Annotated in this window: 23 protein-coding genes; 12 read left to right on the top strand and 11 right to left on the bottom strand. The window is 61.0% G+C overall.

The window, feature by feature from the left end; all coding sequences use genetic code 11:
- Nucleotides 1-39: 39 nt before the first annotated feature.
- Entirely contained in the window at nucleotides 40-660 is a 621-nt protein-coding gene (locus tag IE093_RS11340) for an FMN-dependent NADH-azoreductase (protein WP_189469222.1), read from the top strand.
- Between the two features lie 78 nt (nucleotides 661-738).
- Here the strand turns inward: IE093_RS11340 and IE093_RS11335 are convergent, their stop codons facing one another.
- Nucleotides 739-1806 carry a metal-dependent hydrolase gene (locus IE093_RS11335; RefSeq protein WP_189469220.1) on the bottom strand — a complete coding sequence of 356 codons (1068 nt, stop codon included), beginning with the start codon at nucleotides 1804-1806 and terminating at the stop codon, nucleotides 739-741.
- Between the two features lie 36 nt (nucleotides 1807-1842).
- Nucleotides 1843-2376 carry a DNA-3-methyladenine glycosylase I gene (locus IE093_RS11330; protein ID WP_189469219.1) on the bottom strand — a complete coding sequence of 178 codons (534 nt, stop codon included), beginning with the start codon at nucleotides 2374-2376 and terminating at the stop codon, nucleotides 1843-1845.
- A 170-nt stretch (nucleotides 2377-2546) separates the two neighbouring features.
- Between IE093_RS11330 and IE093_RS11325 the strand changes: the two genes are divergently transcribed.
- Nucleotides 2547-2987, top strand: a complete 441-nt coding sequence (locus IE093_RS11325) for a VOC family protein (protein ID WP_189469217.1) — start codon at nucleotides 2547-2549, stop codon at nucleotides 2985-2987.
- Nucleotides 2988-2994: 7 nt separating this feature from the next.
- Here IE093_RS11325 and IE093_RS11320 read toward each other — a convergent pair whose 3' ends face one another.
- A complete protein-coding gene (locus IE093_RS11320) occupies nucleotides 2995-3399 on the bottom strand; it encodes a DoxX family protein (RefSeq protein WP_189469214.1) in 405 nt (134 codons plus the stop codon).
- Between the two features lie 189 nt (nucleotides 3400-3588).
- On the opposite strand from IE093_RS11320, the gene IE093_RS11315 reads away from it, so the two are divergent.
- Nucleotides 3589-4713: a GGDEF domain-containing protein gene (locus IE093_RS11315; protein ID WP_189469212.1), complete on the top strand. Its 1125-nt coding sequence runs from the start codon at nucleotides 3589-3591 to the stop codon at nucleotides 4711-4713.
- A 213-nt stretch (nucleotides 4714-4926) separates the two neighbouring features.
- Nucleotides 4927-5385 (top strand): META domain-containing protein, encoded by a 459-nt coding sequence (locus IE093_RS11310; protein WP_189469210.1) that lies wholly within the window; start codon nucleotides 4927-4929, stop codon nucleotides 5383-5385.
- A 61-nt stretch (nucleotides 5386-5446) separates the two neighbouring features.
- Here IE093_RS11310 and IE093_RS11305 read toward each other — a convergent pair whose 3' ends face one another.
- The 4 genes from IE093_RS11305 to IE093_RS11290 all read right to left on the bottom strand — a co-directional run bounded on the left by IE093_RS11305 (nucleotide 5447) and on the right by IE093_RS11290 (nucleotide 11404).
- Complete coding sequence (locus IE093_RS11305; protein ID WP_189469208.1) at nucleotides 5447-6181, bottom strand: phosphatase PAP2 family protein; 735 nt, start codon at nucleotides 6179-6181, stop codon at nucleotides 5447-5449.
- Between the two features lie 139 nt (nucleotides 6182-6320).
- The gene (locus tag IE093_RS11300) at nucleotides 6321-9170 is read right to left on the bottom strand and encodes a valine--tRNA ligase (protein WP_189469206.1); all 2850 of its coding nucleotides are present in this window, start codon (nucleotides 9168-9170) and stop codon (nucleotides 6321-6323) included.
- Between the two features lie 170 nt (nucleotides 9171-9340).
- On the bottom strand, nucleotides 9341-9781 hold the full coding sequence (locus IE093_RS11295; protein ID WP_189469204.1) for a DNA polymerase III subunit chi: 441 nt from the start codon (nucleotides 9779-9781) through the stop codon (nucleotides 9341-9343).
- Between the two features lie 99 nt (nucleotides 9782-9880).
- Entirely contained in the window at nucleotides 9881-11404 is a 1524-nt protein-coding gene (locus tag IE093_RS11290) for a leucyl aminopeptidase (RefSeq protein WP_189469202.1), read from the bottom strand.
- Between the two features lie 150 nt (nucleotides 11405-11554).
- Here IE093_RS11290 and lptF point away from each other — a divergent pair, with 150 nt between their 5' ends.
- The 5 genes from lptF (at nucleotide 11555) to bfr (ending at nucleotide 15113) form a co-directional block, all read left to right on the top strand.
- A complete protein-coding gene (lptF, locus tag IE093_RS11285; protein WP_189469200.1) occupies nucleotides 11555-12634 on the top strand; it encodes an LPS export ABC transporter permease LptF in 1080 nt (359 codons plus the stop codon).
- Nucleotides 12634-13698: an LPS export ABC transporter permease LptG gene (lptG, locus tag IE093_RS11280; RefSeq protein ID WP_189469198.1), complete on the top strand. Its 1065-nt coding sequence runs from the start codon at nucleotides 12634-12636 to the stop codon at nucleotides 13696-13698. The genes lptF and lptG overlap by 1 nt, the downstream gene beginning before the upstream one ends.
- A 4-nt stretch (nucleotides 13699-13702) precedes the next feature.
- Nucleotides 13703-14164 (top strand): RDD family protein, encoded by a 462-nt coding sequence (locus IE093_RS11275; RefSeq protein ID WP_189469196.1) that lies wholly within the window; start codon nucleotides 13703-13705, stop codon nucleotides 14162-14164.
- 80 nt (nucleotides 14165-14244) lie between these two features.
- Complete coding sequence (locus IE093_RS11270; protein ID WP_189469194.1) at nucleotides 14245-14448, top strand: bacterioferritin-associated ferredoxin; 204 nt, start codon at nucleotides 14245-14247, stop codon at nucleotides 14446-14448.
- A 188-nt stretch (nucleotides 14449-14636) separates the two neighbouring features.
- Nucleotides 14637-15113: a bacterioferritin gene (bfr, locus tag IE093_RS11265; RefSeq protein ID WP_189469193.1), complete on the top strand. Its 477-nt coding sequence runs from the start codon at nucleotides 14637-14639 to the stop codon at nucleotides 15111-15113.
- Between the two features lie 12 nt (nucleotides 15114-15125).
- Here bfr and IE093_RS11260 read toward each other — a convergent pair whose 3' ends face one another.
- The 3 genes from IE093_RS11260 to IE093_RS11250 are packed head-to-tail and all read right to left on the bottom strand — an operon-like array spanning nucleotide 15126 to nucleotide 17017.
- The gene (locus IE093_RS11260; RefSeq protein WP_189469191.1) at nucleotides 15126-15356 is read right to left on the bottom strand and encodes a DUF1653 domain-containing protein; all 231 of its coding nucleotides are present in this window, start codon (nucleotides 15354-15356) and stop codon (nucleotides 15126-15128) included.
- A 34-nt stretch (nucleotides 15357-15390) separates the two neighbouring features.
- On the bottom strand, nucleotides 15391-16200 hold the full coding sequence (tcdA, locus tag IE093_RS11255; protein ID WP_189469298.1) for a tRNA cyclic N6-threonylcarbamoyladenosine(37) synthase TcdA: 810 nt from the start codon (nucleotides 16198-16200) through the stop codon (nucleotides 15391-15393).
- A gap of 31 nt (nucleotides 16201-16231) precedes the next feature.
- Entirely contained in the window at nucleotides 16232-17017 is a 786-nt protein-coding gene (locus IE093_RS11250; protein ID WP_189469189.1) for a pseudouridine synthase, read from the bottom strand.
- Nucleotides 17018-17151: 134 nt separating this feature from the next.
- On the opposite strand from IE093_RS11250, the gene trkI reads away from it, so the two are divergent.
- From trkI to IE093_RS11235, 3 genes are all read left to right on the top strand, one after another.
- Complete coding sequence (gene trkI / locus IE093_RS11245; RefSeq protein WP_189469187.1) at nucleotides 17152-18636, top strand: Trk system potassium transporter TrkI; 1485 nt, start codon at nucleotides 17152-17154, stop codon at nucleotides 18634-18636.
- A gap of 107 nt (nucleotides 18637-18743) precedes the next feature.
- Nucleotides 18744-20498, top strand: coding sequence for a bifunctional isocitrate dehydrogenase kinase/phosphatase (gene aceK, locus IE093_RS11240; RefSeq protein ID WP_189469185.1), 1755 nt, complete (start codon nucleotides 18744-18746; stop codon nucleotides 20496-20498).
- A gap of 177 nt (nucleotides 20499-20675) precedes the next feature.
- A complete protein-coding gene (locus tag IE093_RS11235; RefSeq protein WP_189469296.1) occupies nucleotides 20676-21419 on the top strand; it encodes a tRNA-uridine aminocarboxypropyltransferase in 744 nt (247 codons plus the stop codon).
- Nucleotides 21420-21435: 16 nt separating this feature from the next.
- Here IE093_RS11235 and IE093_RS11230 read toward each other — a convergent pair whose 3' ends face one another.
- On the bottom strand, nucleotides 21436-22674 hold the full coding sequence (locus IE093_RS11230; RefSeq protein ID WP_189469183.1) for a TraB/GumN family protein: 1239 nt from the start codon (nucleotides 22672-22674) through the stop codon (nucleotides 21436-21438).
- Nucleotides 22675-22705: the final 31 nt, after the last annotated feature.

Raw genomic sequence — 22705 nt, 5'->3', positions numbered from 1 at the left:
CGGTCATGGTGATCAACCCGTTTCTCCAAGGAGAGCATCATGACCGTTTCCAACACCAAGAAGGCACTCGTCGTCACATCTTCCATCCTCGGCAATCAGGGGCAGTCACGCGCCTTGGCCGAGCACTTCAAGGCCTCGGCCGCCAAGCGTGGCAATCTTCAAATCACCGAGCGCGATCTGGTCGCCATGGATCTGCCCCATCTGACCGGCGATGAATTGGCCAGTTGGCAGGTCGCCCCCGAGTCGCGCTCACCCGCTCAGCGCGAGTTGGTGGCACGCTCGGACGCCTTGATCGAGGAGTTGCTGGTACATGATGTGCTGGTGTTGGCGGTCCCGCTCTACAACCTGGGCATCCCTTCGCAGCTCAAGGCGTGGTTCGACCGCATTCTGCGCGCCGGCAAGACCTTTCGTTATACCGCAGCTGGCCCCCAAGGGCTGGTCGAGGGTAAACGTGCCGTGATCCTGGCGGCCCGTGGCGGTCAGTATGCCGGTACCGAGATGGACTCCCAGACGCCGCATCTCAAGTCGATGCTGGGGCTCATCGGCATCAGCGAGGTGGAACTGGTATTTGCCGAGGGGCTGGCCATGGGGGGCGAGCATCGCGAGCAGGCTCTGAGCGAGGCCAGGCAAGCCATCGATGCCGTGATCGACCGGCTCTGACGATACCGCTTGTTCGAAACGATTGCGACGGGCAGCCGAGACGGCTGCCCGTCGTCGTGTGGGAGGCAACAGCCTCGGTCAACATGCCTTGGGCCGCGACACCACCCAGCGCCGTTCGACGAAGTCGCTGGTGCACAGCGGCGGCTCGGGAGCGAGGATGCGGTGGAAGAGACGAGAGAGCGCCACGCCATTATCGGAGCGCGACGTATCGAGTTGGTAGGTCACGATGGGCTGCCAGTCTTCGCCGCCGGAAAACTCTGCCAGAGCGAAGCTGAACGGATGGAAGCCGGGAAAGCCCAGACGCAGGTCAGTGGCCACCAAGGTTCGCGTGCCATCGATCATGGTATCGTCGTAGCGTAGATAGGGGCCGGAGAACCAGTCGAGGCGAGCCCCTTTGGGCATCGCCAGGGCGATGTCCTCGAGTTCGGCGCCGCGGGTATAGCTTTCCAGTGGTGGGCGATAGTCGCCGTCGAAGATGCCGACCAACGCCTCGTGATGCGTATTTGCGTCGATGACAGTCACGCGCCATAACAGGACATTGAAGGGCGTAGGCTGGACCAGGCGGGGGGCTTCCCGCAGTTCGTGGGCGGCCAGGACGGGGGCAATGCGCGATTCGACTATGCTCTTGGCTCCCATGGAGAAGGCCAGATAAGCACAGGAAATCGCCAGTCCCCAGGCCGGTGCACGTCGTCCATGGCCGGTGATCAGGGCCAGAATCGCACCGACCAGCAACGGCAGGCTGTAGAGCGGATCGATGATGAACACCACCGGCCAGGCACTGGGGCGGACATCCAGTGGCCACCAGATCTGGGTGCCGTAAGTGGTCAAAGCGTCCAACAGCGGATGTGTCATGAGACACAGCCCGAAGAATAGCCACCAGTGGCGGAAGGTAATGTCGCGGGCCGGAGCAAATCGTGTGCAGAGCAAGGCAAGCAGGGAGGCGAGTCCGCCGAGCACGAACAGCGAATGGCTGAAGCCGCGGTGCTGGGTGTAGTTGGCTACGGCGTCGCCGTAATCGATGACCACGTCGAGGTCGGGCAGGGTACCCAGCACCGCTCCGATCAGCACGGCCTTGCGACCCAGGCGGTGGCCGAGAACGGTACCGCCGATCGCGGCCCCAAGTGCCGCCTGGGTAAGGGAGTCCATCCTTCCTCTGCCTCCTTGGGGAGCTTGCGTCGTCTCTCAGCGTGCCCAGGGTGGTCCGCTGGCCAGAATCCTCGCCTGCACCGGGCAGTCATCGCGATGAGCGCCGGGTAGGTAGCCGGTACTCATCAGGAATTCATTGACGATCTCGGGACCGGTGAAGCGGAAGGTGCGCTTGAACAGCTTGACCCAGTCGCCAAGTGGCAAGGGGTGGTGTGCCTCGAGCCAGGCATGGAAACTGCCGTGCTCCGCTTGCAGTGACTTGATGACTTGGGCGTTGTGGATGGTGGCGTCGACCTTCAGACGATTGCGAATGATGCTGGCATCGTCGAGCAAGCGCGCTCGATCGCTGTCGTTGTAGGCGGCGACTCGGTCGATGTCGAATCCCGCGAAGGCTGCCTGGAATGCTGAGCGCTTCTTCAACACCGTCAGCCATGACAGTCCGGCCTGATTGATTTCCAGGATCAAACGTTCGAACAGTACGGCGTCGTCGTTGACCGGGAAACCATATTCCCGGTCATGGTAAGGGCCATGGAACGGATGGTCGGGGGCCTGGTCGCAATAGTCGGCCATCGGGGGCTCCTATGGAAGTTGGTAGCCGGAATGGGAGACTGCCAAGATGACCTTGCGGTCTCGAAACCATAGAGTATGCCATCATGATGATACTCTCTCACAAGACCTTCACCCGGCCGCGTCGATGACAACGCGATCCCTGTCTGGCGACTCGAAGGAGGAACCCTGCCATGCAATACCTGCACACCATGGTTCGCGTCAGCGACCTCGAGGACTCGCTGTACTTCTACTGCGATCTGTTGGGAATGCTCGAGATGGAGCGCAAGGATAACGAGAAGGGGCGTTTCACGCTGGTCTTTCTCGCTGCGCCCGAGGACGAGATCAGTGCCCACGAAACTCGTACACCGATGCTCGAGCTGACCTATAACTGGGATCCCGAGGAGTACACGGGAGGGCGCAACTTCGGGCACCTGGCCTACCGCGTCAACAATATCTATGCCTTGTGCGATAGGCTCCAGCGCAATGGGGTGACCATCAACCGACCGCCTCGTGACGGGCACATGGCCTTCGTGCGCTCGCCGGACGGCATCTCCATCGAACTGCTTCAGGATGGCGACCCTCTGCCCCCTAAAGAGCCATGGGCTTCGATGGAGAACACCGGTACCTGGTAGTGAGCCATCAGTCCGGACGGTAGGCCATGCGCCCGCTACCGAGGAACACGATGGAGACGGCACCGAGCAGGAACAGGCCTTGTAGTTCCAGGGCCCAACCGCCGCTGTCGGCCAGCGTGAATATCTGGTGGCTATGCACCAGGGTAATCGCCACCAGCATGTTGATGGCCATCAGAAGCCCTCCTAGTCGAGCCTGCCAGCCGACGATCGCCATCAGGGGGCCTAACACCTCGCCGATCAGTGCGCCGTAAGCCAGAAAGGATGGTAGACCATAATCCGCCAGCAAACCGCCGATCCAGTTGAGGCTCTCGGGGTTGAGCAACTTGGCGATGCCATGGAAGAGCATCAGGCCACCGACGGTCAGGCGCAGGATCAGTTTTCCCAGGGCATCGTTATGCAGGGCGTTAAGCATTGGGCTCTCTCCTTGAGGGGGTGAAGGTTCGGGGCATGGATATCCACTGCCAAGATTGAAAGTTATCCGAATCGCAGCCGATAACCTAGCGAGGCGGGGCGATTCGGGATGATGGGCCGGTCGAGTCGAGGGTCAATGTGGCCTGTGGACCCGCAAGGCTATTGGCCATGGCACGACACGAGGATATCCATGTTTCATCGCGTCCTCCAGCGTAGCTGGTTGAAGTTGATGCGCCCTCCGGCTGAACTGGCGGTCGAGCGTCAGCGAACCTATCAGGTCTTCATGCAGATCTACTTGTTCGCCATCCTGGCGCATATCTCCTTCGTACCGGTGATCCACTGGCTCGACAGTTCGTTGCTGCAACTCGTCAATTCGCTTTGTATCGTCACCAATCTGGTGGCCATCTTGTTGCACCGCCGCCACCATTTCACCCTGGCCCTACTGCTCAAGGTGCTGGCGAACATATCGCTGATTACTCTTGGCGGAATGTTGATGGGCCAGCATACCGGTTTCGAATATTACTTCTTCATAGTGCTGTTCGAAATCCTGATCAGCGAAATGCGGCGCCACATCAAACTGCTGCTGGTCCTGTCGCTGTTGGCGTTGTCGTTGATCTCGGTCAATTGGCTCTATGGGCGGATGGGCATCTGGCCACATGGCGGTGATGCACTGAAGGTTTTGCATTCGTTGAACCTGGCCTGCGCCGGGACCCTCTTCACTTGCATCATCCTGCAGATGCATTTCATCACCGAACGCACCGAGCTGCGCTTTCGTACCGATGCCAGTCACGACTCCTTGACCGGCGTCTTCAATCGACGCGCCATCTTTACGCAGGCTGAAGCCTTGTGGCAGCGTGGCATCGATTTCAGCCTGTTGCTGCTCGACGCCGATCATTTCAAATCCATCAACGACACTCATGGCCATAGTGCCGGCGACCAAGTATTGCGTCACTTGGCGCGTTTGTTGGACAAGACGCTGCGCGATAGCGACTGCATCGGCCGGGTCGGCGGCGAGGAATTCCTGGTGCTGTTGCCTCGCACCTGTACCCGCGAGGCGCAGTCTGGGGCGCTGCGGTTGCGCCACAGACTGGCCGAGCAACCCTGTCGACTCGATGCCCTGACCCTGCCGGTGACGCTTTCCATGGGGCTGGCGCAGTCTCATGAGGTCACGACATTGCGTGACCTGGTGGAACTGGCCGATCGGCGTCTGTATCTCGCCAAGTCATCGGGACGCGACCAGCTGGTGATCGAAGGCGGGGAAGAGGTGGCGGCGTATGCCGGGGGCAGTGCGGCGGTACGTGTCGCGGGCGACTAGGGTTTGTCCGAAAAATCGCCGAGCGATGATCAGACAAGGCAAAAATCAGCGAAAAAGCGGAGTTTACGTGGGTGTAAATGAGTATTTTGAGCTGATTTTTAACGCCGTATGGGCAAGCGCAGGCAGTTTTCGGACAAAGCCTTGAGGTGCTGGCCATCCACGGCAAGTTGCGGCACTCTGTCGCGCGACACCATGTAGAAGGGAGACATGACAATGAAAGGGTCCTGGGTAGCACTTGGGCTCGTGGCGGTGCTGCTCGCCGGCTGTGCAGGCTCTTCCACGCCGGTGCCACAACGTCAACAGGCTCAGGTGGCGGTGGAATCCCCGGTCGTTGGCCCCCGCTGGCAATTGATCCTGATCGGTACCGATGAGCACTGGGCCGGAAACGAACCCGCCTGGTTCGAGGTGGTACCGAACGGCGAGGCGCTCCATCTGACGGGCAACGACGGCTGCAATCGGCTCAATGGCCAGGTGAGCCTCGACGACGGCAATCGCATTCGCATCGAGAACCTTGCGTCGACACGCATGGCCTGCGCCAATCTTGCCGAGGCCCAGCGTGTCACGACCCTGTTGGAGAATGCCTACCGCTTTCTGATCGATAAGGACCGCTTGGTGTTCTTTGGTCGTGATAGCAGAGTGTTGGGGGGCTTTCAGAGAACCAGTGCCCGCTAGAGGGTAGCGCAGATCAACCCAAGCGCGCCGAGGGGCACAGCGGCGCGCTTGCGTTCAGGGCTCAGGCAATCGGTAGCCGCTGCTTGGTCCGAATCAGGATGTCAGTGATACGTAGGGCAACCGCCGGTGCCACCGGCGTACACAATACCCAGGGCAGTGCCACCAGGCTGATCGCCAATGCGCCCATATAGACATCGCTGAACCAATGGGCACCTCCCAATATCCGTGGAGCGCTGAGGATGACCACACACAGCGCACTGACCAGTCCGACGGTACGGCCGGAGAAACGCCATAGGAAGGCCGTGAACAGCATCAGCATCATTCCGTGATCGCCCGGGAAGCTATTGCTTGAGACCGCTTTGGTCGAGAAATCGACCAAGTCGGTGAGCAGGTTGGTGTTGTCGTAGACCAACGTTGGGCTGGGGTGGGTATAGGAAATGGCATAGCGTACCGCCCGGTTGAGGAGCCCAGCGGTAAGCAGCATGGTGATGCCGATGCCGCCCCAGCGCAGTAGTCGATGTTCGCGTACCGGGTCGCGGGCCATGGCCCACACGAAGAGCCCCAACAGCAACAGCATGCTGCCCACATCGAACAGCCTGTTGTTGAGTAGCGCCACGATCGCCACCCACAACGTGTTGGCGTCGTGCAGCCAGGCGTTGGTGGTGAAGAAAATGGCATCATCCAGGTACTCCCAGATGAGAATATTTGGCGACCACCAGCTCAGCACCAAAGCGATGCCGAGCAGGTTGTAGAACAGGGTGCGCGGTAGCGAAATCGAGGGGTGAGAAACAGGCATGAGCGGGACCGAAACGTGAACAAGAAAACGCTATTCTAGCGAAAATCGTCTAGCAGAACAGCGTTTTGTAACTTTTTTGACCCAGCTTGGTAGTAAAGAGGGCGTATAAGCCCTCTTCCTGTTCTCGATCACAATTGATCTACAACGCGGCGATCTTGTCGCGTTGCTCGACCAGTACCCGGCGCGAGGCCTGGAATTCAGCCAGCTTGTCACGCTCCTTCTGTACCACCGCCTCTGGGGCCTTGGCCACGAAGCTCTCGTTGCCGAGCTTCTTCTCTATGCCATTGATCAGTTTGTCCTGCTTGTCGATTTCCTTGCCCAGGCGTGCCAGCTCGGAATCCTTGTCGATCAGGTCGGCCATCGGCACCAGCACTTCCATCTCGCCGACCAATTGCGTTGCAGAAAGCGGCGCCTGCTCGGGGTCGTCGAGCCAACTAGCGCTTTGCAGCTTGGCCAGCTTGGCCAGGAACAGGCGGTTGGCCTCCAAGCGCTCACGATCGGCGGCGGCGCCCTTGGTCAGCAACACATCCAGTAACTTGCCGGGAGCGATATTCATCTCGGCGCGGATGTTACGCACCGCGATGATCACCCCCTTGAGCCATTCGATATCGCGGGTCGCGGCCTCGTCGATCTTGTCCTCTTCGGGTAGCGGCCAGGGTTGGGTCATGATCGACTCGCTTCCGTCTCCGCGTGCCTTGCCGGCCAACGGTGCCACCCGCTGCCAGATCTCCTCGCTGATGTAGGGCATCATCGGGTGTGCCAGGCGCAGCACGGCTTCCAGGACCCGCACCAGGGTACGGCGTGTGCCGCGCTTGGCCTCGATGCTGGCGTTGTCGTCCCATAGTACCGGCTTGGAGAGTTCCAGATACCAGTCGCAGTACTCGTTCCAGACGAACTCGTAGAGCGCCTGAGAGGCTTGGTCGAAACGGTACTCTTCCAGTGACTTGGTGACCTGTGCCTCGGTCTGCTGCAGGCGCGAGACGATCCAGCGATCGGCCAACGACAGTACCACCGGTTCATCGCCGGTGCCGGTGTCCTGACCTTCGGTGTTCATCAGCACGTAACGCGAGGCGTTCCACAGCTTGTTGCAGAAATTGCGGTAGCCGTCGAGGCGCCCCATGTCGAACTTGATGTCGCGCCCGGTAGTGGCCAGCGACAGGAAGGTGTAGCGCAGGGCGTCGGTACCGTGAGGCTCGATACCCTCGGGGAAGTCGTCGCGGGTGGCCTTGGCGATCGCCTTGGCCTTCTGCGGCTGCATCATGTTGCCGGTGCGCTTCTCGACCAGCGAGTCCAGGTCGATGCCATCGATCAGGTCGATGGGGTCGAGCACGTTACCTTTGGACTTGGACATCTTGTGTCCATGGGTGTCGCGTACCAGGCCGTGCACGTAGACCTGCTTGAACGGCACCTCGCCGGTGAACTTCAGGGTCAGCATGATCATCCGCGCGACCCAGAAGAAGATAATATCGAAGCCGGTGACCAGCACGCTGGAAGGATGGAAGGCCGCCAGGTCCTCGGTCTTCTCCGGCCAGCCCAGGGTGCCGAAGGTCCACAGCCCCGAGCTGAACCAGGTGTCGAGGACGTCCTCGTCCTGGGTCAGGGCCAGGTCGGAGTTCAGGCCGTACTTCTTGCGTGCCTCGCTCTCGGTACGCGCCACGTAGACATTGCCATCGGCATCGTACCAGGCCGGAATGCGGTGCCCCCACCAAAGCTGACGCGAGATGCACCAGTCCTGAAGGTCGCGCATCCAGGCGAAGTACATGTTCTCGTAATTTTTGGGCACGAACTCGATATCGCCATTCTCGACCGCTTCGATGGCGGGCTTGGCAAGACTCTCTACGGCCACGAACCACTGATCCGTCAGCAGTGGCTCGATGACGTCTCCCGAACGGTCGCCGTAGGGCAGGGTATTGCTGACCGTTTCGATCTGTTCGAGCAGGCCCAGTGCTTCCATGTCGGCAACGATCAGCTTCCTGGCCTCGAAACGATCCAGGCCAGCATATTTGGTCGGCAGACTGGGGTCGACGTCGGGGCGCGGGCGGCCCTGCAGGTCGAAGATCTCGGCGGTCTCTCGAATCCTGGCATCCGGTGTCATGACATTGATCAGCACATGGCCCTGGCGCTTGCCGACCTCGTAGTCGTTGAAGTCATGCGCCGGGGTGACCTTCACGCAGCCCGAGCCTTTCTCCATGTCGGCGTGCTCGTCGGCGACGATAGGGATACGGCGGCCGACCAGCGGCAGTTCGATGAACTTGCCGATCAGCGAGGCGTAGCGCGGATCCTCGGGATTTACCGCCACGCCGGTGTCGCCGAGCATGGTCTCGGGGCGGGTAGTGGCGACCACCAGATGATTCTTGCCATCGTCGGTGGCCACGCCGTCGGCCAACGGATAACGAAAATGCCAGAATTGGCCCTGCTGGTCGCGGTTCTCCACTTCGAGATCGGAGATGGCGGTATGCAGGGTCGGATCCCAGTTGACCAGACGCTTGCCGCGGTATATCAGGCCCTCGTCGTGCAGGCGTACGAAGACTTCCTGTACTGCCTTGTAGAAGCCATCGTCCATGGTGAAGCGTTCGCGAGACCAGTCGACACTAGCCCCCATGCGCCGCAACTGGCGAGTGATATGGTCGCCGGATTCGCGCTTCCACTCCCAGACCTTGTCGATGAACGCCTCGCGCCCCAGATCGTGGCGCGACTGACCTGTTTCGGCGGCCAACTTGCGCTCCACCAGCATTTGCGTCGCGATACCGGCGTGGTCGGTACCTACTTGCCACAGGGTGTTTCGTCCCTGCATGCGCCGCCAGCGGATCAGGGTATCCATGATGGTATCCTGGAAGGCATGACCCATGTGCAGGCTGCCAGTGACGTTGGGCGGCGGAATCATGATCGAGTAGGGAGTGCCGGAACCGCTCGGCGCGAAGCGGTTATCGGCTTCCCAGCGCTCGTACCAGCGGGTTTCGATCTGTTCGGGTTGATACGTTTTTTCCATGGGCTCGATGGCTCTGCAAGCTAGAAGGCGACTTTCGCCCTAGGCGTTGTCTGAAAACTGCCTGCGTTTGGCGACTTTTCGGACAAACCCTAGTGGTGTCTGGCAAATGTGACGTTATCGGAAATGGGTCCGATTATACCGTTTGACGCCGTCAGCGTCATGGCGCCTGCTCAACTGTCCTGGGCAGGCAGTTTGTGGGCGGTGACCGGATAGCCGCGCTTCTTGTAGGTCTGCCAGCACTCGCGCTTGGTGGTCAGTACGTCTTGATGCTGGTTGATGATCTCGGCGACACGCTCGAAGTGCGAAAACCACTCGGGAATTTGCGGGTGAAGGTTGAGCATGGCATTGACACCGGGCTCTGGCGGACCCTGCCAGCCCAACGTTACCGGGACGTCCGCCGCCATGTCGCTATCCAGCAAGGCATGGGGCAAGTAGCTGTCGGGGCGGAAGGTCCACAGCTTGTCGTCCAACTCGCGGGCCATGCTTTCGTTCTCGGTGTGCAGGTGCAACCGGTAGCCCTTGCGATGGATGGTTTCCGCCAGTCGGCAGGCGAAGTCAAGCCGTGCCTCGAGGGTGGTGTCGGGGAGGATATAGAAATCGATCTGTGTCATGGTCCTGGCTTCGAGCTTCGAGCTTCGAGCTTCGAGCTTCGAGCTTCGAGCTTCGAGCTGATGGGGGCCACCCGCCCAGCGGCGGGTGGCCAGGCTGGCTCAGTCTGTTTCACCTTCGGTGACGGTCGTATCCTGGGCGCGATCGAGCAAGTACTGGGTCAGCAGCCCTACCGGACGGCCGGTAGCGCCCTTCTGCTTGCCGGTGTTCCAGGCGGTGCCGGCGATGTCCAGGTGGGCCCAGGGGAACTTGTCGGCGAAGCGTGACAAAAAGCAGGCGGCGGTGATGGTGCCTGCCGGTCGACCACCGATATTGGCCAGGTCGGCGAAGTTGGAGTCGAGCTGTTCCTGGTACTCGTCCCACAAAGGCAGGTGCCAGGCCCGGTCCCAGGCGGTTTCTCCGGCTTCCAGAATATCCAGCGCCAGGTCGTCGTCGTTGGACAGCAGGCCGGTGGCGTGGTGGCCCAGGGCGATGATGGCGGCACCGGTGAGAGTGGCGATATCGACCACGCTGGCCGGTTCGAAGCGTTCGGAATAAGTCAGTGCGTCGCACAGCACCAGGCGACCCTCGGCATCGGTGTTGAGCACCTCCACCGATAGGCCTTTTAGGGTCTTGATGATGTCGCCGGGCTTGGTGGCGCAGCCGTCGGGCATGTTTTCGGCCGCCGCGACGATGCCCACCAGGTTGATCTTGGGCCGGATGGCGAGCACCGCCTTGATGGTGCCGAAGACACTGGCGGCGCCGCACATGTCGAACTTCATCTCGTCCATGTTTTCGCCGGGCTTGAGCGAGATGCCGCCGGTATCGAAAGTGATGCCCTTGCCGATCAGGACATGGGGAGCCTCCTCGGCGTCGTCAGCTCCTTGGTAACGCATCACGATCAGCCGCGAGGGCTCGGCGCTGCCGCGTCCCACCGAGAGCAGCGTGTTGGCGCCGAGTTTCTCCAGCGCCTCCTCGTCAAGTACCTCGACGTTCAGCTTGCCCTTCGACGCCTTGCCGAGTTGCTCGGCCTGTTCGGCCAGATAGCGCGGCGTGCAGATGTTGCCGGGTAGATTGCCGAGGGTGCGGGTGTAGTTGATGCCTTCACCAATGGCGCCGCCGATCTGCGCTCCCTCCGAGGCGTCGGTGGAATCGCCGTTCTCGCTGATCAGTAGGGTGACCCGCTCGAGTCGAGGCTCGGGGTCGGGCTCGGACTTGAATTCATTGAAACGGTAGATGGCACGCAGAGCGGACTCGGCGATCATGCGGGCCTTCCATCGGCTGTCGCGTTCGGGGACCGGTACATCGGTCATCGCCACGGCGGCGTCATCGATGGGGAGTGCCGCCAGAGCGGTGAAGGCCGCGTCCACTGCCTTACGGAAGCCGCCTTCGTTACACTTGTCGCGCTCACCGAGACCGACCAGCAACAGGCGCTCGGCATTGAGTCCTGGGGCGAAGGGAATCAGTTGCACGTTGCCAAGCCCGGCCTTGAAATCACCGCGCTCGATCAACTGCCCGATGAGCCGTTCGCTGGCATCGTCGAGCTTGGCGGCGGCCGGCAGCAGGTCTCCGTCCTTGAACACCGGTACCACGAGACAGGCCGTTTCGACTTTGGCCGGGTTGGCTGTCTGAACAGGGAATTCCATGGCGTCTCCACAAGACAAGTGTAGGGGGAATCTGGATAATGCCGGCACGGTAAGGTTCCGTTGCCGAATCCCTCCAGTGTACGCAAAGCACTTCACTATTGCATGGGGGGTGGCGCAAGGAGCGCCAGGGAGTCGCCTCGGGAGATTGTCTTGATCATATTCCGCTATCTGACGCGTGAAATACTGCTGACCATGTTCGCGGTGGCGGGGGTGTTGCTACTGGTGATCATGGGCAGTCGTTTCATCCGCTATTTCACCGATGCCGCCGAGGGCGAAATCCCGGCCAGTATCCTCGGTACCCTGATGCTCTTTCACTTGCCGGGGTTCGCCGAGCTGATCCTTCCGCTGGCATTGTTCCTGGGCATCCTGCTGGCCTATGGGCAGCTCTATCTCAACAGTGAGATCACCGTGTTGGTGGCCTGCGGCACCAGCCCCAGCCGGCTGTTGACGGTGAGCCTGGTGCCGGCGGTGCTGATAGCGGTGCTAGTGGGGATGTGTAGCCTATGGCTGACGCCAGCGGGCGCCCTGCACAACGAGCGCTTGATCGCCGAGCAGCAGAGTCGACTGGACTTCACCGCCCTCGTGCCTGGGCGTTTCCAGGATTTCGGCGACGGGCGTACCGCTTATACCGAAGCCTTGGCCGATAATCAGACCCGCATGCAGGAAGTCTTCATCAGCGAACGTCAGCGACGCCGTGACGGCACACCGGAAAGTGTCGTTACCCGCGCCACCAGTGGCTACCAGACCGTTGACGAAGAAACCGGTAGCCGTTTTCTGGTACTGACCGATGGTGAGCGCTACAGCGTCGATCCAGGACGCTTCGAGGCCGAGCGCCTGGAGTTCGAAACCTATGCGGTAAGGCTGTCGCTCGCCGGTCAGGATCGCGACCTGGAAGCGGCCGAGTATGCCTCGACCCTGGCCCTGTTGAATGACGACTCTCCTGAGGCCCGTGCCCAGTTGCAATGGCGCGTCAGCTTGCCATTGATGGTACTGATCCTGACGTTGCTGGCTCAGCCGTTATCCAAAGTCAATCCGCGTCAGGGACGTTTCGCCAAGTTGTTGCCGGCGATCTTCCTGCATATCAGTTACCTCAGCCTGATGTTGGCCGCCATGGATGCCATCGGACGTGGTTCCCTGTCGCCTGTGATAGGCATGTGGCCGATCCATGGCGTTTATCTTCTGCTCGGTCTATGGCTGATGCAGCGTTTTCAGCGCGGAGGGATTCGTTGATGCTGGCCGATCGTCTCGATCGCTACATCGCCCGCAACGTACTGGCGGCGATCATCGTGGTGCAGGTGGTGGTGCTGGGGCTCGATCTGGTGATCTCCTACATCAACGACCTGGACGATGTGGAGGGTGGCTATAGCGCCTTCGAGGTGCTGCTTTACCTACTGATGCGTCTGCCCTGGCGATTCTACCAATATGCTCCGGTCGGCGTGCTGATCGGCGCCCTGATCGGCCTGGGCAGCATGGCGTCCAGTAACGAACTGACGGTGATGCGCGCTGCCGGACGCTCTCTGGCACGCATCCTGTGGGGGGTGATGAAGCCGATCATTCTGGTCATCGCCGTCGTGTTGCTGATGGCGGAATACGTCAGCCCGCGTACCGAACAGTTTGCTAGTGCCTGGCGGCTGGAACAGCTTCAGGGTGAAGGAGCCATCATGACCGAAAGAGGAGGGTGGCAACGGGAAGGCGATACCTTCTACCGTTTCGGCGCCATTCGAGCCGATGACACGGTGCTGGACTTGACCCGTTACGAGTTCGAGGGGCAGGAACTGCGTGTGGCCACATCCGCTGCGCGCGCTGTATGGGAAGACGGCCACTGGACTCTAGAGGACGCCCAGGTCACCCGCTTTCTCAACGGGCACACCGAGGCCGAGACGCACGAGCGCATGGAGTGGCAGACCAGGCTAACCCCCGAGCAGCTCAGCCGTCTGTTGCGTCCTGTCAATAGCCAGGCACCCAGTGAATTATGGGCGTATGCTCGTTACCTGGAGGCTCAGGGGTTACAGGCGACCCAACCGCTGTTGTATTTCTGGCAGAAGATGCTGATGCCCCTGACCATGGCTTCGTTGGTGCTGGTGGCGGCTTCTTTCGTGTTCGGCCCCCTGCGCAGCGTGGCCGCCGGTACCCGGGTCTTCTACGGTGTGATCACCGGGCTTTCGTTCAAGTATCTTCAGGACCTACTGGCGCCGGCTTCCACGGTATTTGGCTTCTCGCCGGCGTGGGCGGTGCTGGGGCCGACCCTGATCTGTGCCGTCCTGGGCCTCTATCTGTTACGACGCACGGGTTGACGACATGCGACGACGCTTCACCGATCTCGACAATACCTGGCCCGCCGGGCTCGCGCGCCGGCTCGCCGCGATGGTCTACGATCTATTCCTGCTTGTGGCGATCTGGATGCTGATGGGGTTTGTCGCCGTGGCGCTCAACCGCGGAGAGGCCAATGAAACGCCGCTGTTCCACAGCCTGCTGTTCGTAGCGACCTTTGCTTTCTTTGCCTTCTTCTGGATGCGCGCCGGCATGACGCTGGGCATGCAAGCCTGGCGACTACGGGTGCAGACGACCGACGGCATGAGCATCACACTGGTACAGAGCCTGCTGCGCTTCCTGGCCGCCTGTGCCTCGTTGGCAGCCCTTGGCCTGGGGTACTGGTGGATCCTGTTCGATGCCGAGAAGCGCAGTTGGTCGGATATCGTGTCGAACACCCGGGTGGTGGTGGTGCCCAAGCAAGACAAGAACAAGCCTGGGAAAAAGTAGCTCGATAGGAAAAATTGAGGGTTGCAATAGCCTCTGCGAATCATTTACATTTGGGATGCGATACGCAGCGAGGTGATGCAATGTACGTTTGTCTATGTCGGGGCGTGACCGATCACGCTATCAGGGAAGCCGTCAGTGAAGGCGCACGCAGTTGGCGCGAGGTCCGCAAACGGACTGGCTGTGCCGACCAGTGCGGCAAGTGTGCCAGCATGGGCAAGAACATCACCCGCGATGCCATCGCACGCGAGGTCATGTCGGCAGCCGACCTGGCCTATGCCGTGTGAGAATGCCGGTCACTTGATAGACAAGGTCAAGTGTCAACCTTTCACAGTTGCACTGATGTCTCGCTAACATGCTGTCGTGGTTGGACTTTTTCTCCTTTTTTGACAATACTGCGTGAAACGATGGAGGCTGGGCATATCCGAATGTGCCGGCCGCTTCTTCGCGCCAAAGGTTCCAGGAGGAAAGTTCGATGAAAGGCGACGCCAAGGTCATTACCCACCTCAACACCGTGCTCGGCAATGAGCTGGTGGCCATCAACCAGTATTTCCTGCATGCCAAGATGTATAAGGACTGGGGCCTGGCGGCACTGGCGAAATGGGAATACGACGAATCCATCGAGGAAATGAAGCATGCCGATGTGCTGATCGAGCGCATCCTGTTCCTCGAGGGTGTTCCCAATCTGCAGGATCTCGGTAAGCTGCGTATCGGCGAGAACACCCGCGAAATGCTCGAATGCGACCTGGCACTGGAGCATCAGGGACGCAACGACCTGATCGAGGCCATCACCTACTGCGAGCAGGTCAAGGACTATGTCAGTCGCGACCTGTTCAAGTGCATCCTCGACGACGAGGAAGAGCACATCGATCATCTCGAGACCGAACTGAGCCTGATCGACAAGGTCGGCATCGAGAACTACCTGCAGAAGCAGATGCACGAACCGGGTTGATCTGCCTGCCGGTTAGAATGCCTTCTCCAGGGCGAACCGTGCCACCGGTTCGCCCTGTACTTCGACGGTTTCGCAGAACATGTCGAGCGGCCTGACCCACAGGCCGTAATCACCGTAGAGCGCCCGATAGACCACCATGGCTTCTTCGGTCTCGCTGTGGTGGGCCACACCGAGCACCTCATAGCGTGCACCCTTATAGTGGACATAGATGCCCGGTACCGGGTGGTGGCTTTCATGACTCATCGCGGCTCTCCTGTGCGGGCAGTGACGATATGGTTTACTGGGCCTGGCGTGACAGGCGTGCCATGACGCGTGCCGCGGCGGTGAACCCGAAGCTGCCGGTGACGAAGGTGGCGGCCCCGAATCCGCTGGCGCAGTCCAGGCGAGTGGCCTCGCCAAGACCAGGTCTCGAGTGGCAGACTTCGCCATCGCTGCCAGGATAGACCAGTTGTTCGTCCGAATAGATGCATTCGATGCCGAAGCGCCGCTTGGGATTGCGAGAGAAGCCGTAGTCGCGGCGCAGCTTCGAGCGCACTTTGGCCAGCAAGGGATCGTGTTCGGTACGCGTCAGGTCGGCGACTTGGATTCGAGTGGGGTCGGTCTGGCCCCCTGCGGCACCGGTCACGGTGATCGGCAGTTTGGCGCGCTTGCACCACGCGATCAATGCGGCCTTGGCGGCCACATTGTCGATGGCGTCGACCACGTGGTCGGCATCCGTGGATAGGCGGGTCGCCAGATTGGTTGGCGTGACGAAGGCCGTATCGGCCACCACCTCGATGCCGGGATGGATGGCACGACAACGCTCGGCCAACACCTCGACCTTGGGGCGGCCGATGGTGCCGTCCAGGGCGTGAAGCTGACGATTGACGTTGGAGACGCAGACGTCATCGAGATCGATCAGGGTCAGCTTGCCGATGCCGGCACGGGCCAACGCTTCCACGGTCCAGCTTCCCACGCCGCCGACGCCCACGACCACCACGTGCGCGTGGCGAAAGACATGGGCCGCGCGGCTGCCGTACAGGCGACGAATGCCACCGAAGCGAAATGCATAGTCGTCGTGTGAATCGTACTGGCCGGCAGTGGCGATTCCTCGTGTATCGCGGGACACGGTGATGTCGTCATGGGAGGGCACAGTCTACCTCGTCGTCTTCCCAATGAACCCTTGGGGAGGGCATATGGCCCGCCCAGCCGAAACGCTCGAAGAGCAGGGTCAGGTTGTGGTTCAGTCCGGCATTCAGGCGCAGCCAGGATGGCTTCACGGGATGGCGGAACTTCAGTTCGACCGCGGCCAGCAATAGTCCCGGACAGTCGAGTCGCTCGCGAAAGAAGCGGTTGTGATTGCCCTTGCCGTGCTTGGCATCGCCGATGATCGGATAGCCGCGCCGTGATAGGTGGCGGCGGATCTGGTGGCGGCGCCCGGTCAGGGGAGTGGCCTCCATCAACGAATAGCGTGTTCGCGGATAGCGGTCCACCTGGACCGGGAGTTCGACACTGTCCAGGCGGCGCACCTCGGTGATCGCCTCCATGGCCGGCATCTCGATCTTGGGGCGGTTGCCATCCTCCTCGCGCAGGGCATAGTCCAGACGCTCGCATTCCGGACCCACTCCGCGCACCACCGCCAGGTAGCGCTTTTCCACGCGATGCCGGGTGAACTCCTCGGCCAGGCAAGCAGCAATATTGGAGGAAAGGGCGAACAGCAGCAGTCCCGAGGTCGGCCGGTCCAGGCGGTGCACGGGATAGACATGTTGGCCCAACTGGTCGCGCAGGGTCTGGACCACGAAGCGGGTCTCGCCGCGTGCCAGTGCGGTGCGATGGACCAGCATTCCGGCTGGCTTTGCGATCGCGACCAAGGACTCGTCACGATAGACGATGGGCAGGGGCGCTTCCTGGAGATTTTCTGACATCGGCAATCTTGGGTTGAAAAGAGGGCTATTGTCGCCATTCGGGCCGAGGCTGTCATCTATGCGGCATTGCAACAGAAGCAGGATCGACTATAGTAGCGCCGTCTGATCGGAATAATCGGAAAAGGCCACTATCGATGGCGTCACGTGTGGAGTGGGGAAGCGTGCAGAGGGCATTGGGCTGGGCGCCGGTGCTCAAGGTCCTGGCCGTGTTGTGGCTGGTGCTGGCCATTTTCATGGCCCTGCCATTGGCGGTGTTGCTGATCGAACGCGATCCCGATGCCCCGGCCTTCATCCTGTCGATATTCACCGTGCTGCTGGCCGTGATTGGCGCTTGGCTGCTCACCTGGCGCGTACAGATCGAGCTCAAGCCACGTCAGATGTTCGTGCTCACGACCCTGAGCTGGGTGACCATCAGTGGCTTTGCCAGTTTGCCGTTGGTGCTGGGAGCTCCCCAGTTGACGCTCACCAATGCGGTCTTCGAATCGGTCTCGGCGATCACCACCACCGGCTCCACCATCCTGGTGCATATCGAGGATTTGTCCGATGGACTCAAGTTGTGGCGTGGCATCATGCAGTGGTTGGGCGGTATCGGCATCATCGTCATGGGTATCGCCATCCTGCCGTTCCTGAAGGTAGGCGGCATGCGGCTTTTCCACACCGAGTCGTCCGACTGGTCGGACAAGGTCATGCCGCGCACCGGTGGCATCGCCAAGGCCACCTTGAGCGTCTATTGCGGCTTCACCTTGTTGGCTGCCGTCACGTACTGGCTGGGGGGCATGTCGCTGTTGGACGCCGTGGTGCATGCCATGACCTCGCTGGCCACCGGCGGCTTCGCCAATTCCGATGCCTCGTTCGGTGCCTATGCCGACAACCCCTTCATTCTCTGGACGGGCTCGCTGTTCATGCTCGCCGGGGCTCTGCCCTTCGTGCTCTATATCCGTTTTCTGCGCGGCTCGCGGCTGGCCTTGTGGCGTGACGAACAAGTGCGCGGCCTGTTGGCCTTGCTTGGTGCGGTGATCGTCGGGCTTGCCGCCTATCGCGTTGCGTTGGGAACCGCGCCTTTCGAGGCCCTGACCCAGGCCACCTTCAATGTGGTATCGGTGGTCACCACCACCGGTTATGCCTCGGACGATTACAGCCAGTGGGGGCCGCTGGCCTTCGTGGCCTTCTTCTACCTGACGTTCGTGGGCGGGTGCAGCGGCTCGACCAGTGGCGGGATGAAGATCTTCCGTTTCCAGGTCGCGGCGGAAATGCTCAAGAACCAGTTGCGGTTCCTGATCCACACCAATGGCGTGTTCTCCTCGCGCTACAACGGCATGCCGCTGACCGACGATATTTCACGCGGCGTAGTGGCATTCTCGTTCTTCTTTTTCCTGACCATTGCCGGCCTGGCATTGGGGTTGTCGCTGCTGGGGCTGGACTTCGTCACCTCCTTGTCCGGGGCTGCCACCGCGGTGGCCAATGTCGGCCCGGGGTTGGGCGATATCATCGGTCCGGCTGGCAACTTCGCACCGCTGCCGGATGCTGCCAAATGGCTGTTGTGTTTCGGTATGCTGGTGGGGCGCCTGGAGATTCTCACCGTCCTGGTGTTGCTGACACCGATGTTCTGGCGCAAGTGAGATACGGGCTGGATTGTCAAAAGACTACAGCCGCCTCCACCATGGTCGCCTCGCCATGCCACGCATAATCGTCGATGCTATGGGGCTGACGACGCCTGGAGATCGCCATGAAACTGTCCGCCGCCTACCGTCTCGCTGCCACTATCCTTCATGGCTTCGATGAGTATCGTTCGCGCTTCAAGCAGATCACGGCGGATGCGCGACGGCGGTTCCGTGATGCCGCCTGGCGCGAGGCGCAACAAGCCTCGGCTGAGCGGATCAACCTCTACGACGAGAAGGTCGAGGAAACCCTGGCGCGTCTTCAGTGCACCTTCGATGAGGAGGAGCTGACCGACTGTGAGTGCTGGCGCGAGGCCAAGGCCCACTATGCCGAGCTGATCAGTCAGCGGCTGGACTATGAGTTGTCCGAGACATTCTTCAACTCGATGTTCTGTTCGATCTTCCATCATCGACATATCCGCAACGACTGGATGTTCGTCTACAGCTCGCGGGACGCTGCCTCCCACCACTCCGGTATCGAGCTGACCCGGCGCTTCCGCGTGCAGGACGATTGGGCCGCCGCGTTGCGCTGGGCGCTTGCCGAAGCTCCGCTGGAAACCCCCTTCGAGGAGATCGAGCGTGATGTGAAGCTGGGCACGGCATTTCTGAGGGCGCATCTGCCGGAAGCGATCCGCGATGCAGAGGATGCTGAAGTCGAGCTGCTCAAGAGCGTCTTCTATCGCAACAAGGGCGCCTATCTGGTCGGTCGCATTCGCGGTGGTGGCAAGCAGGTGCCGCTGGTGCTGCCGGTACTGCATGGCGAACGTCAGGAAGCCTGCGAAGGGCTGCACCTGGATACCGTAATCATCGAGCCTCAAGAGGTTTCGATCATCTTCTCCTTTACCCGTGCCTACTTTCAGGTGGAGGTGCAGGTCCCCGGCGAGTTCGTGGCGTTTCTGCAGGAACTGATGCCCGACAAGCCGGCAGGAGAGCTCTACTCGGCCATTGGCTTCTTCAAACACGGCAAGACCGAGTTCTTCCGCGCTCTCAACCGGCACGTGGCCCGGCGCGAGGACAAGTTCGTGATCGCCCCGGGTGTACGAGGAATGGTCATGGCGGTCTTCGTGTTGCCGTCGTATCGCACGGTATTCAAGATCATCAAGGACCGCTTCGACCCTGCCAAGCAGATGAGTCACGATGACGTGCGCGAGAAGTATCATCTGGTCAAGCGTCACGACCGGGTGGGGCGCATGGCCGATACCCAGGAGTTCTCCAATTTCATCACTCGCCAAGACCATTTCGACCCCGACTGCTTGGCCGAAATGCTCGAGACGGCGCCGTCCACGGTACAGCTCAAGGGTGACAAGGTGATCATCAAACACTGCTATACCGAGCGCATGATGACGCCGCTGAACTTATATCTCGAAGAGTGTGATGAACAGGAAACCGAGGCAGTGCTCAAGGATTACGGCAATGCCATCAAGCAGCTCGCCGCAGCCAACATCTTCCCTGGCGACATGCTGCTCAAGAACTTCGGTGTGACCCGCCATGGTCGGGTGGTGTTCTACGACTACGACGAAATCTGCTACCTGACCGAATGCAATTTCCGCAAGATCCCCGAGCCGATGTATCCTGAGCAGGAACTCGCCGACGAGCCCTGGTACTCGGTGGGTCCCAATGATATTTTCCCCGAGGAATTTGGTCCTTTCCTGTTTGCTGACATCAGGCTACGCAAGCTCTTCTACGAACTGCATCCGGAGCTGTTCGATGCCGATTACTGGAAGGGATTGCAACAGGCCATCCTCGATGGCTGCGTCATCGATGTCTATCCATACCGCAACAAGCGGCGCTTCGTCGATGACGGTCATTTTCTGACCTATTGATTTCCGCCGACCATGACACGACAGCGTGCTCCCCATCTGGTGGTGCTGACCGGTGCCGGTTCGCCACTGGCGGCGCGAGGGAGGTTGTGGGTGCCTGACACCTTGTTGGAATGAATCCGCAGGCACTGGCCGATGCACGTGCTAGAATGCGGGTCCGCTTCCAGCCCCGCACTAGTGATGCAACACGACACCTTCAGCGAGCATTCCGAAAGAGACCCGGCAACCGGTCATCCACGGCCGCCGCGTCGCGAGTTCAAGGCGCGAGGCAGCTTCGTCGAGCGTTGCCCGGGCTGCAATCTGCCGGTGCTCAACTGCCTGTGTCCGTATCGCGTGACGGCCGAGAGTCAGGCGCGCGTGTGGTTGTTGTCCCACCCCTTGGAACATCACAAGCCGACCAATACCGGGCGCCTGATCGCCGATGTGCTGCCGACCACCGAGGTCTTCACCTGGTACCGTACCGCGCCTGATGATCGCCTGCTGGCATTGCTCGAGGACGAACGTTACGCCCCCTTCGTCATTTTTCCCGACGATCAGCCGGATTATGCCGACCGGGTAGTAGGTATAGCGGCGGTAGAGGATGCCAAGGAACAACGCCGAATCCCGGTCTTCATCATTCTCGATGGGACCTGGCGCCAGGCGCGGCGCATCTTCCGCAAGAGCCCCTACCTGGACGGCTTGCCGGTGCTGCCGTTGGCTACCGAGCGACTGACACGCTACCGGCTGCGCAAGCCGGCCTCCAGCGCCCACCTGTGCACCGCCGAGGTCGCCATAGAACTGTTGCGTCAGAGCGGCGACGCAACTGCCGCCGAGATCCTCGACGACTACTTCGATGCCTTCAACGACAGTTACGCGGCGAGCCGCACCTACCACAAGCTGGAACAGCCGACCGCCGCGATGCGGCGGTTACTGGCACAGCGTTAGCGTCAGTGTCAGGTTACTAGCCGCCAAACAGCGCGCCGGCGATACGGAATCCGGCAACCCAGGTGCCTGCCGCCGAACCCAGGGTAGAGAACAGGAACACCAAGAGCGTGCGCGAGACACGGTTGCGCCACCAGCCACGCGGTGAGGTCACGTCATGGCGCAGGTGGGCGAAGTCGCCGACCTTGGGCTTGCGCATGTACAGCTCCACCCCGGCGGCGACGAAACCGGCACCGATGGTTGGGTTGAGCGAGGTCAATGGTGCGGCGAAGAAAGTGGCCGCTATCGTCACCGGGTGGGCTAGGGCAATGGCGCTGCCCAGCGCCGAGAGCACGCCGTTGATCAGGAACCAGTCGACGACCAGTTGCGAGCCGAGCTCGAAGTTGCGCGAGAAGCCGATGGCGAAGCCGGTCAGCACCAGCGCGGTGATCAGCCAGGGCACGGCCCTCCACCAGCGGGCTCGTGGCGGGGTGTGTTCCAGCGCCTCACGTTCCGGGCGAGGATCCTCGGGCAGCGGCTGCTCGAGATGCGCGGCCAATCCCTTGAGGTGGCCGGCACCGATCACCACCAGCACGTTGCGATAGCGTCCTGTGGCGTTTTCCTCGCCGATCCGCAGTGCCATGTAACGGTCGCGTTCGCTGATCAAAGGGGTAAACAGGGTCTCGGACTGCTCGGCAAACTCACGGAACGTCGACTCCAGGACGTCACCTTCCTTGAGCCGTTCGATGTCCTCCGCCGAAACCTCCTGGCGCGACATCACGCTGCCCAGCAGGCCAGTGAACAGCCCATAGCGCTGCCACCAGGGCACATTGTGGTAGATGCGCTTGAGGGTGATGCCGACATCGCGGTCGATCAACAACAGCGGCAGACCGTTGCGCTGGGTTTCCTCGAGCGCGGCACGCATCTCGGCGCCAGGCTCGATACCCGATTGTTCGGCGACTCGCTGTTGGAAGGCGCCCAATGCCAGGCTGGCGGCGACCATGCCGGCCTTGCCCTGGCGAAAGATCGCGAACAGGTCCTGACCGGCCAGGGCGTCGGGCTCGACCATGCTGTGGTGGCGCGAGGGGCACAGCTCGATGGCCACGGCATCGAACTCGCCGGAGCGTATCAGCCGGCGAACCTCCGCGGCGCTTTCGGCGGAAACGTGAGCGGTGCCCAGCAGGGTATAGCGGGTCGCGCCATATTCCACCACGCGCAGTGGACCCGAAATGGTCCGGGATTCGTCCGCGTTGGCAGTGATGTCCTGGGAGTCGGTCATGGGCGCTCGATATCTAGGGAATGACTGCCCG

It is taken from the genome of Litchfieldella qijiaojingensis (assembly GCF_014651875.1).
GTDB classification, from domain to species: Bacteria; Pseudomonadota; Gammaproteobacteria; order Pseudomonadales; family Halomonadaceae; genus Litchfieldella; species Litchfieldella qijiaojingensis.
Note: the sequence above shows the minus strand (reverse complement) of the source record. Positions and strands in the feature narration are given on the sequence as shown.

Coding starts and splice junctions, on each gene's coding strand:
- IE093_RS11340 (WP_189469222.1), top strand. CDS start 40: ATGACCGTTTCCAACACCAAGAAGGCACTCGTCGTCACATCTTCCATC.
- IE093_RS11250 (WP_189469189.1), bottom strand. CDS start 17,017: ATGTCAGAAAATCTCCAGGAAGCGCCCCTGCCCATCGTCTATCGTGAC.
- bfr (WP_189469193.1), top strand. CDS start 14,637: ATGAAAGGCGACGCCAAGGTCATTACCCACCTCAACACCGTGCTCGGC.
- IE093_RS11330 (WP_189469219.1), bottom strand. CDS start 2,376: ATGGCCGACTATTGCGACCAGGCCCCCGACCATCCGTTCCATGGCCCT.
- IE093_RS11290 (WP_189469202.1), bottom strand. CDS start 11,404: ATGGAATTCCCTGTTCAGACAGCCAACCCGGCCAAAGTCGAAACGGCC.
- IE093_RS11235 (WP_189469296.1), top strand. CDS start 20,676: ATGCAACACGACACCTTCAGCGAGCATTCCGAAAGAGACCCGGCAACC.
- IE093_RS11230 (WP_189469183.1), bottom strand. CDS start 22,674: ATGACCGACTCCCAGGACATCACTGCCAACGCGGACGAATCCCGGACC.
- IE093_RS11275 (WP_189469196.1), top strand. CDS start 13,703: ATGCGACGACGCTTCACCGATCTCGACAATACCTGGCCCGCCGGGCTC.
- IE093_RS11320 (WP_189469214.1), bottom strand. CDS start 3,399: ATGCTTAACGCCCTGCATAACGATGCCCTGGGAAAACTGATCCTGCGC.
- IE093_RS11315 (WP_189469212.1), top strand. CDS start 3,589: ATGTTTCATCGCGTCCTCCAGCGTAGCTGGTTGAAGTTGATGCGCCCT.
- IE093_RS11270 (WP_189469194.1), top strand. CDS start 14,245: ATGTACGTTTGTCTATGTCGGGGCGTGACCGATCACGCTATCAGGGAA.
- IE093_RS11260 (WP_189469191.1), bottom strand. CDS start 15,356: ATGAGTCATGAAAGCCACCACCCGGTACCGGGCATCTATGTCCACTAT.
- lptG (WP_189469198.1), top strand. CDS start 12,634: ATGCTGGCCGATCGTCTCGATCGCTACATCGCCCGCAACGTACTGGCG.
- IE093_RS11310 (WP_189469210.1), top strand. CDS start 4,927: ATGAAAGGGTCCTGGGTAGCACTTGGGCTCGTGGCGGTGCTGCTCGCC.
- trkI (WP_189469187.1), top strand. CDS start 17,152: ATGGCGTCACGTGTGGAGTGGGGAAGCGTGCAGAGGGCATTGGGCTGG.
- IE093_RS11335 (WP_189469220.1), bottom strand. CDS start 1,806: ATGGACTCCCTTACCCAGGCGGCACTTGGGGCCGCGATCGGCGGTACC.
- aceK (WP_189469185.1), top strand. CDS start 18,744: ATGAAACTGTCCGCCGCCTACCGTCTCGCTGCCACTATCCTTCATGGC.
- IE093_RS11305 (WP_189469208.1), bottom strand. CDS start 6,181: ATGCCTGTTTCTCACCCCTCGATTTCGCTACCGCGCACCCTGTTCTAC.
- IE093_RS11325 (WP_189469217.1), top strand. CDS start 2,547: ATGCAATACCTGCACACCATGGTTCGCGTCAGCGACCTCGAGGACTCG.
- IE093_RS11300 (WP_189469206.1), bottom strand. CDS start 9,170: ATGGAAAAAACGTATCAACCCGAACAGATCGAAACCCGCTGGTACGAG.
- IE093_RS11295 (WP_189469204.1), bottom strand. CDS start 9,781: ATGACACAGATCGATTTCTATATCCTCCCCGACACCACCCTCGAGGCA.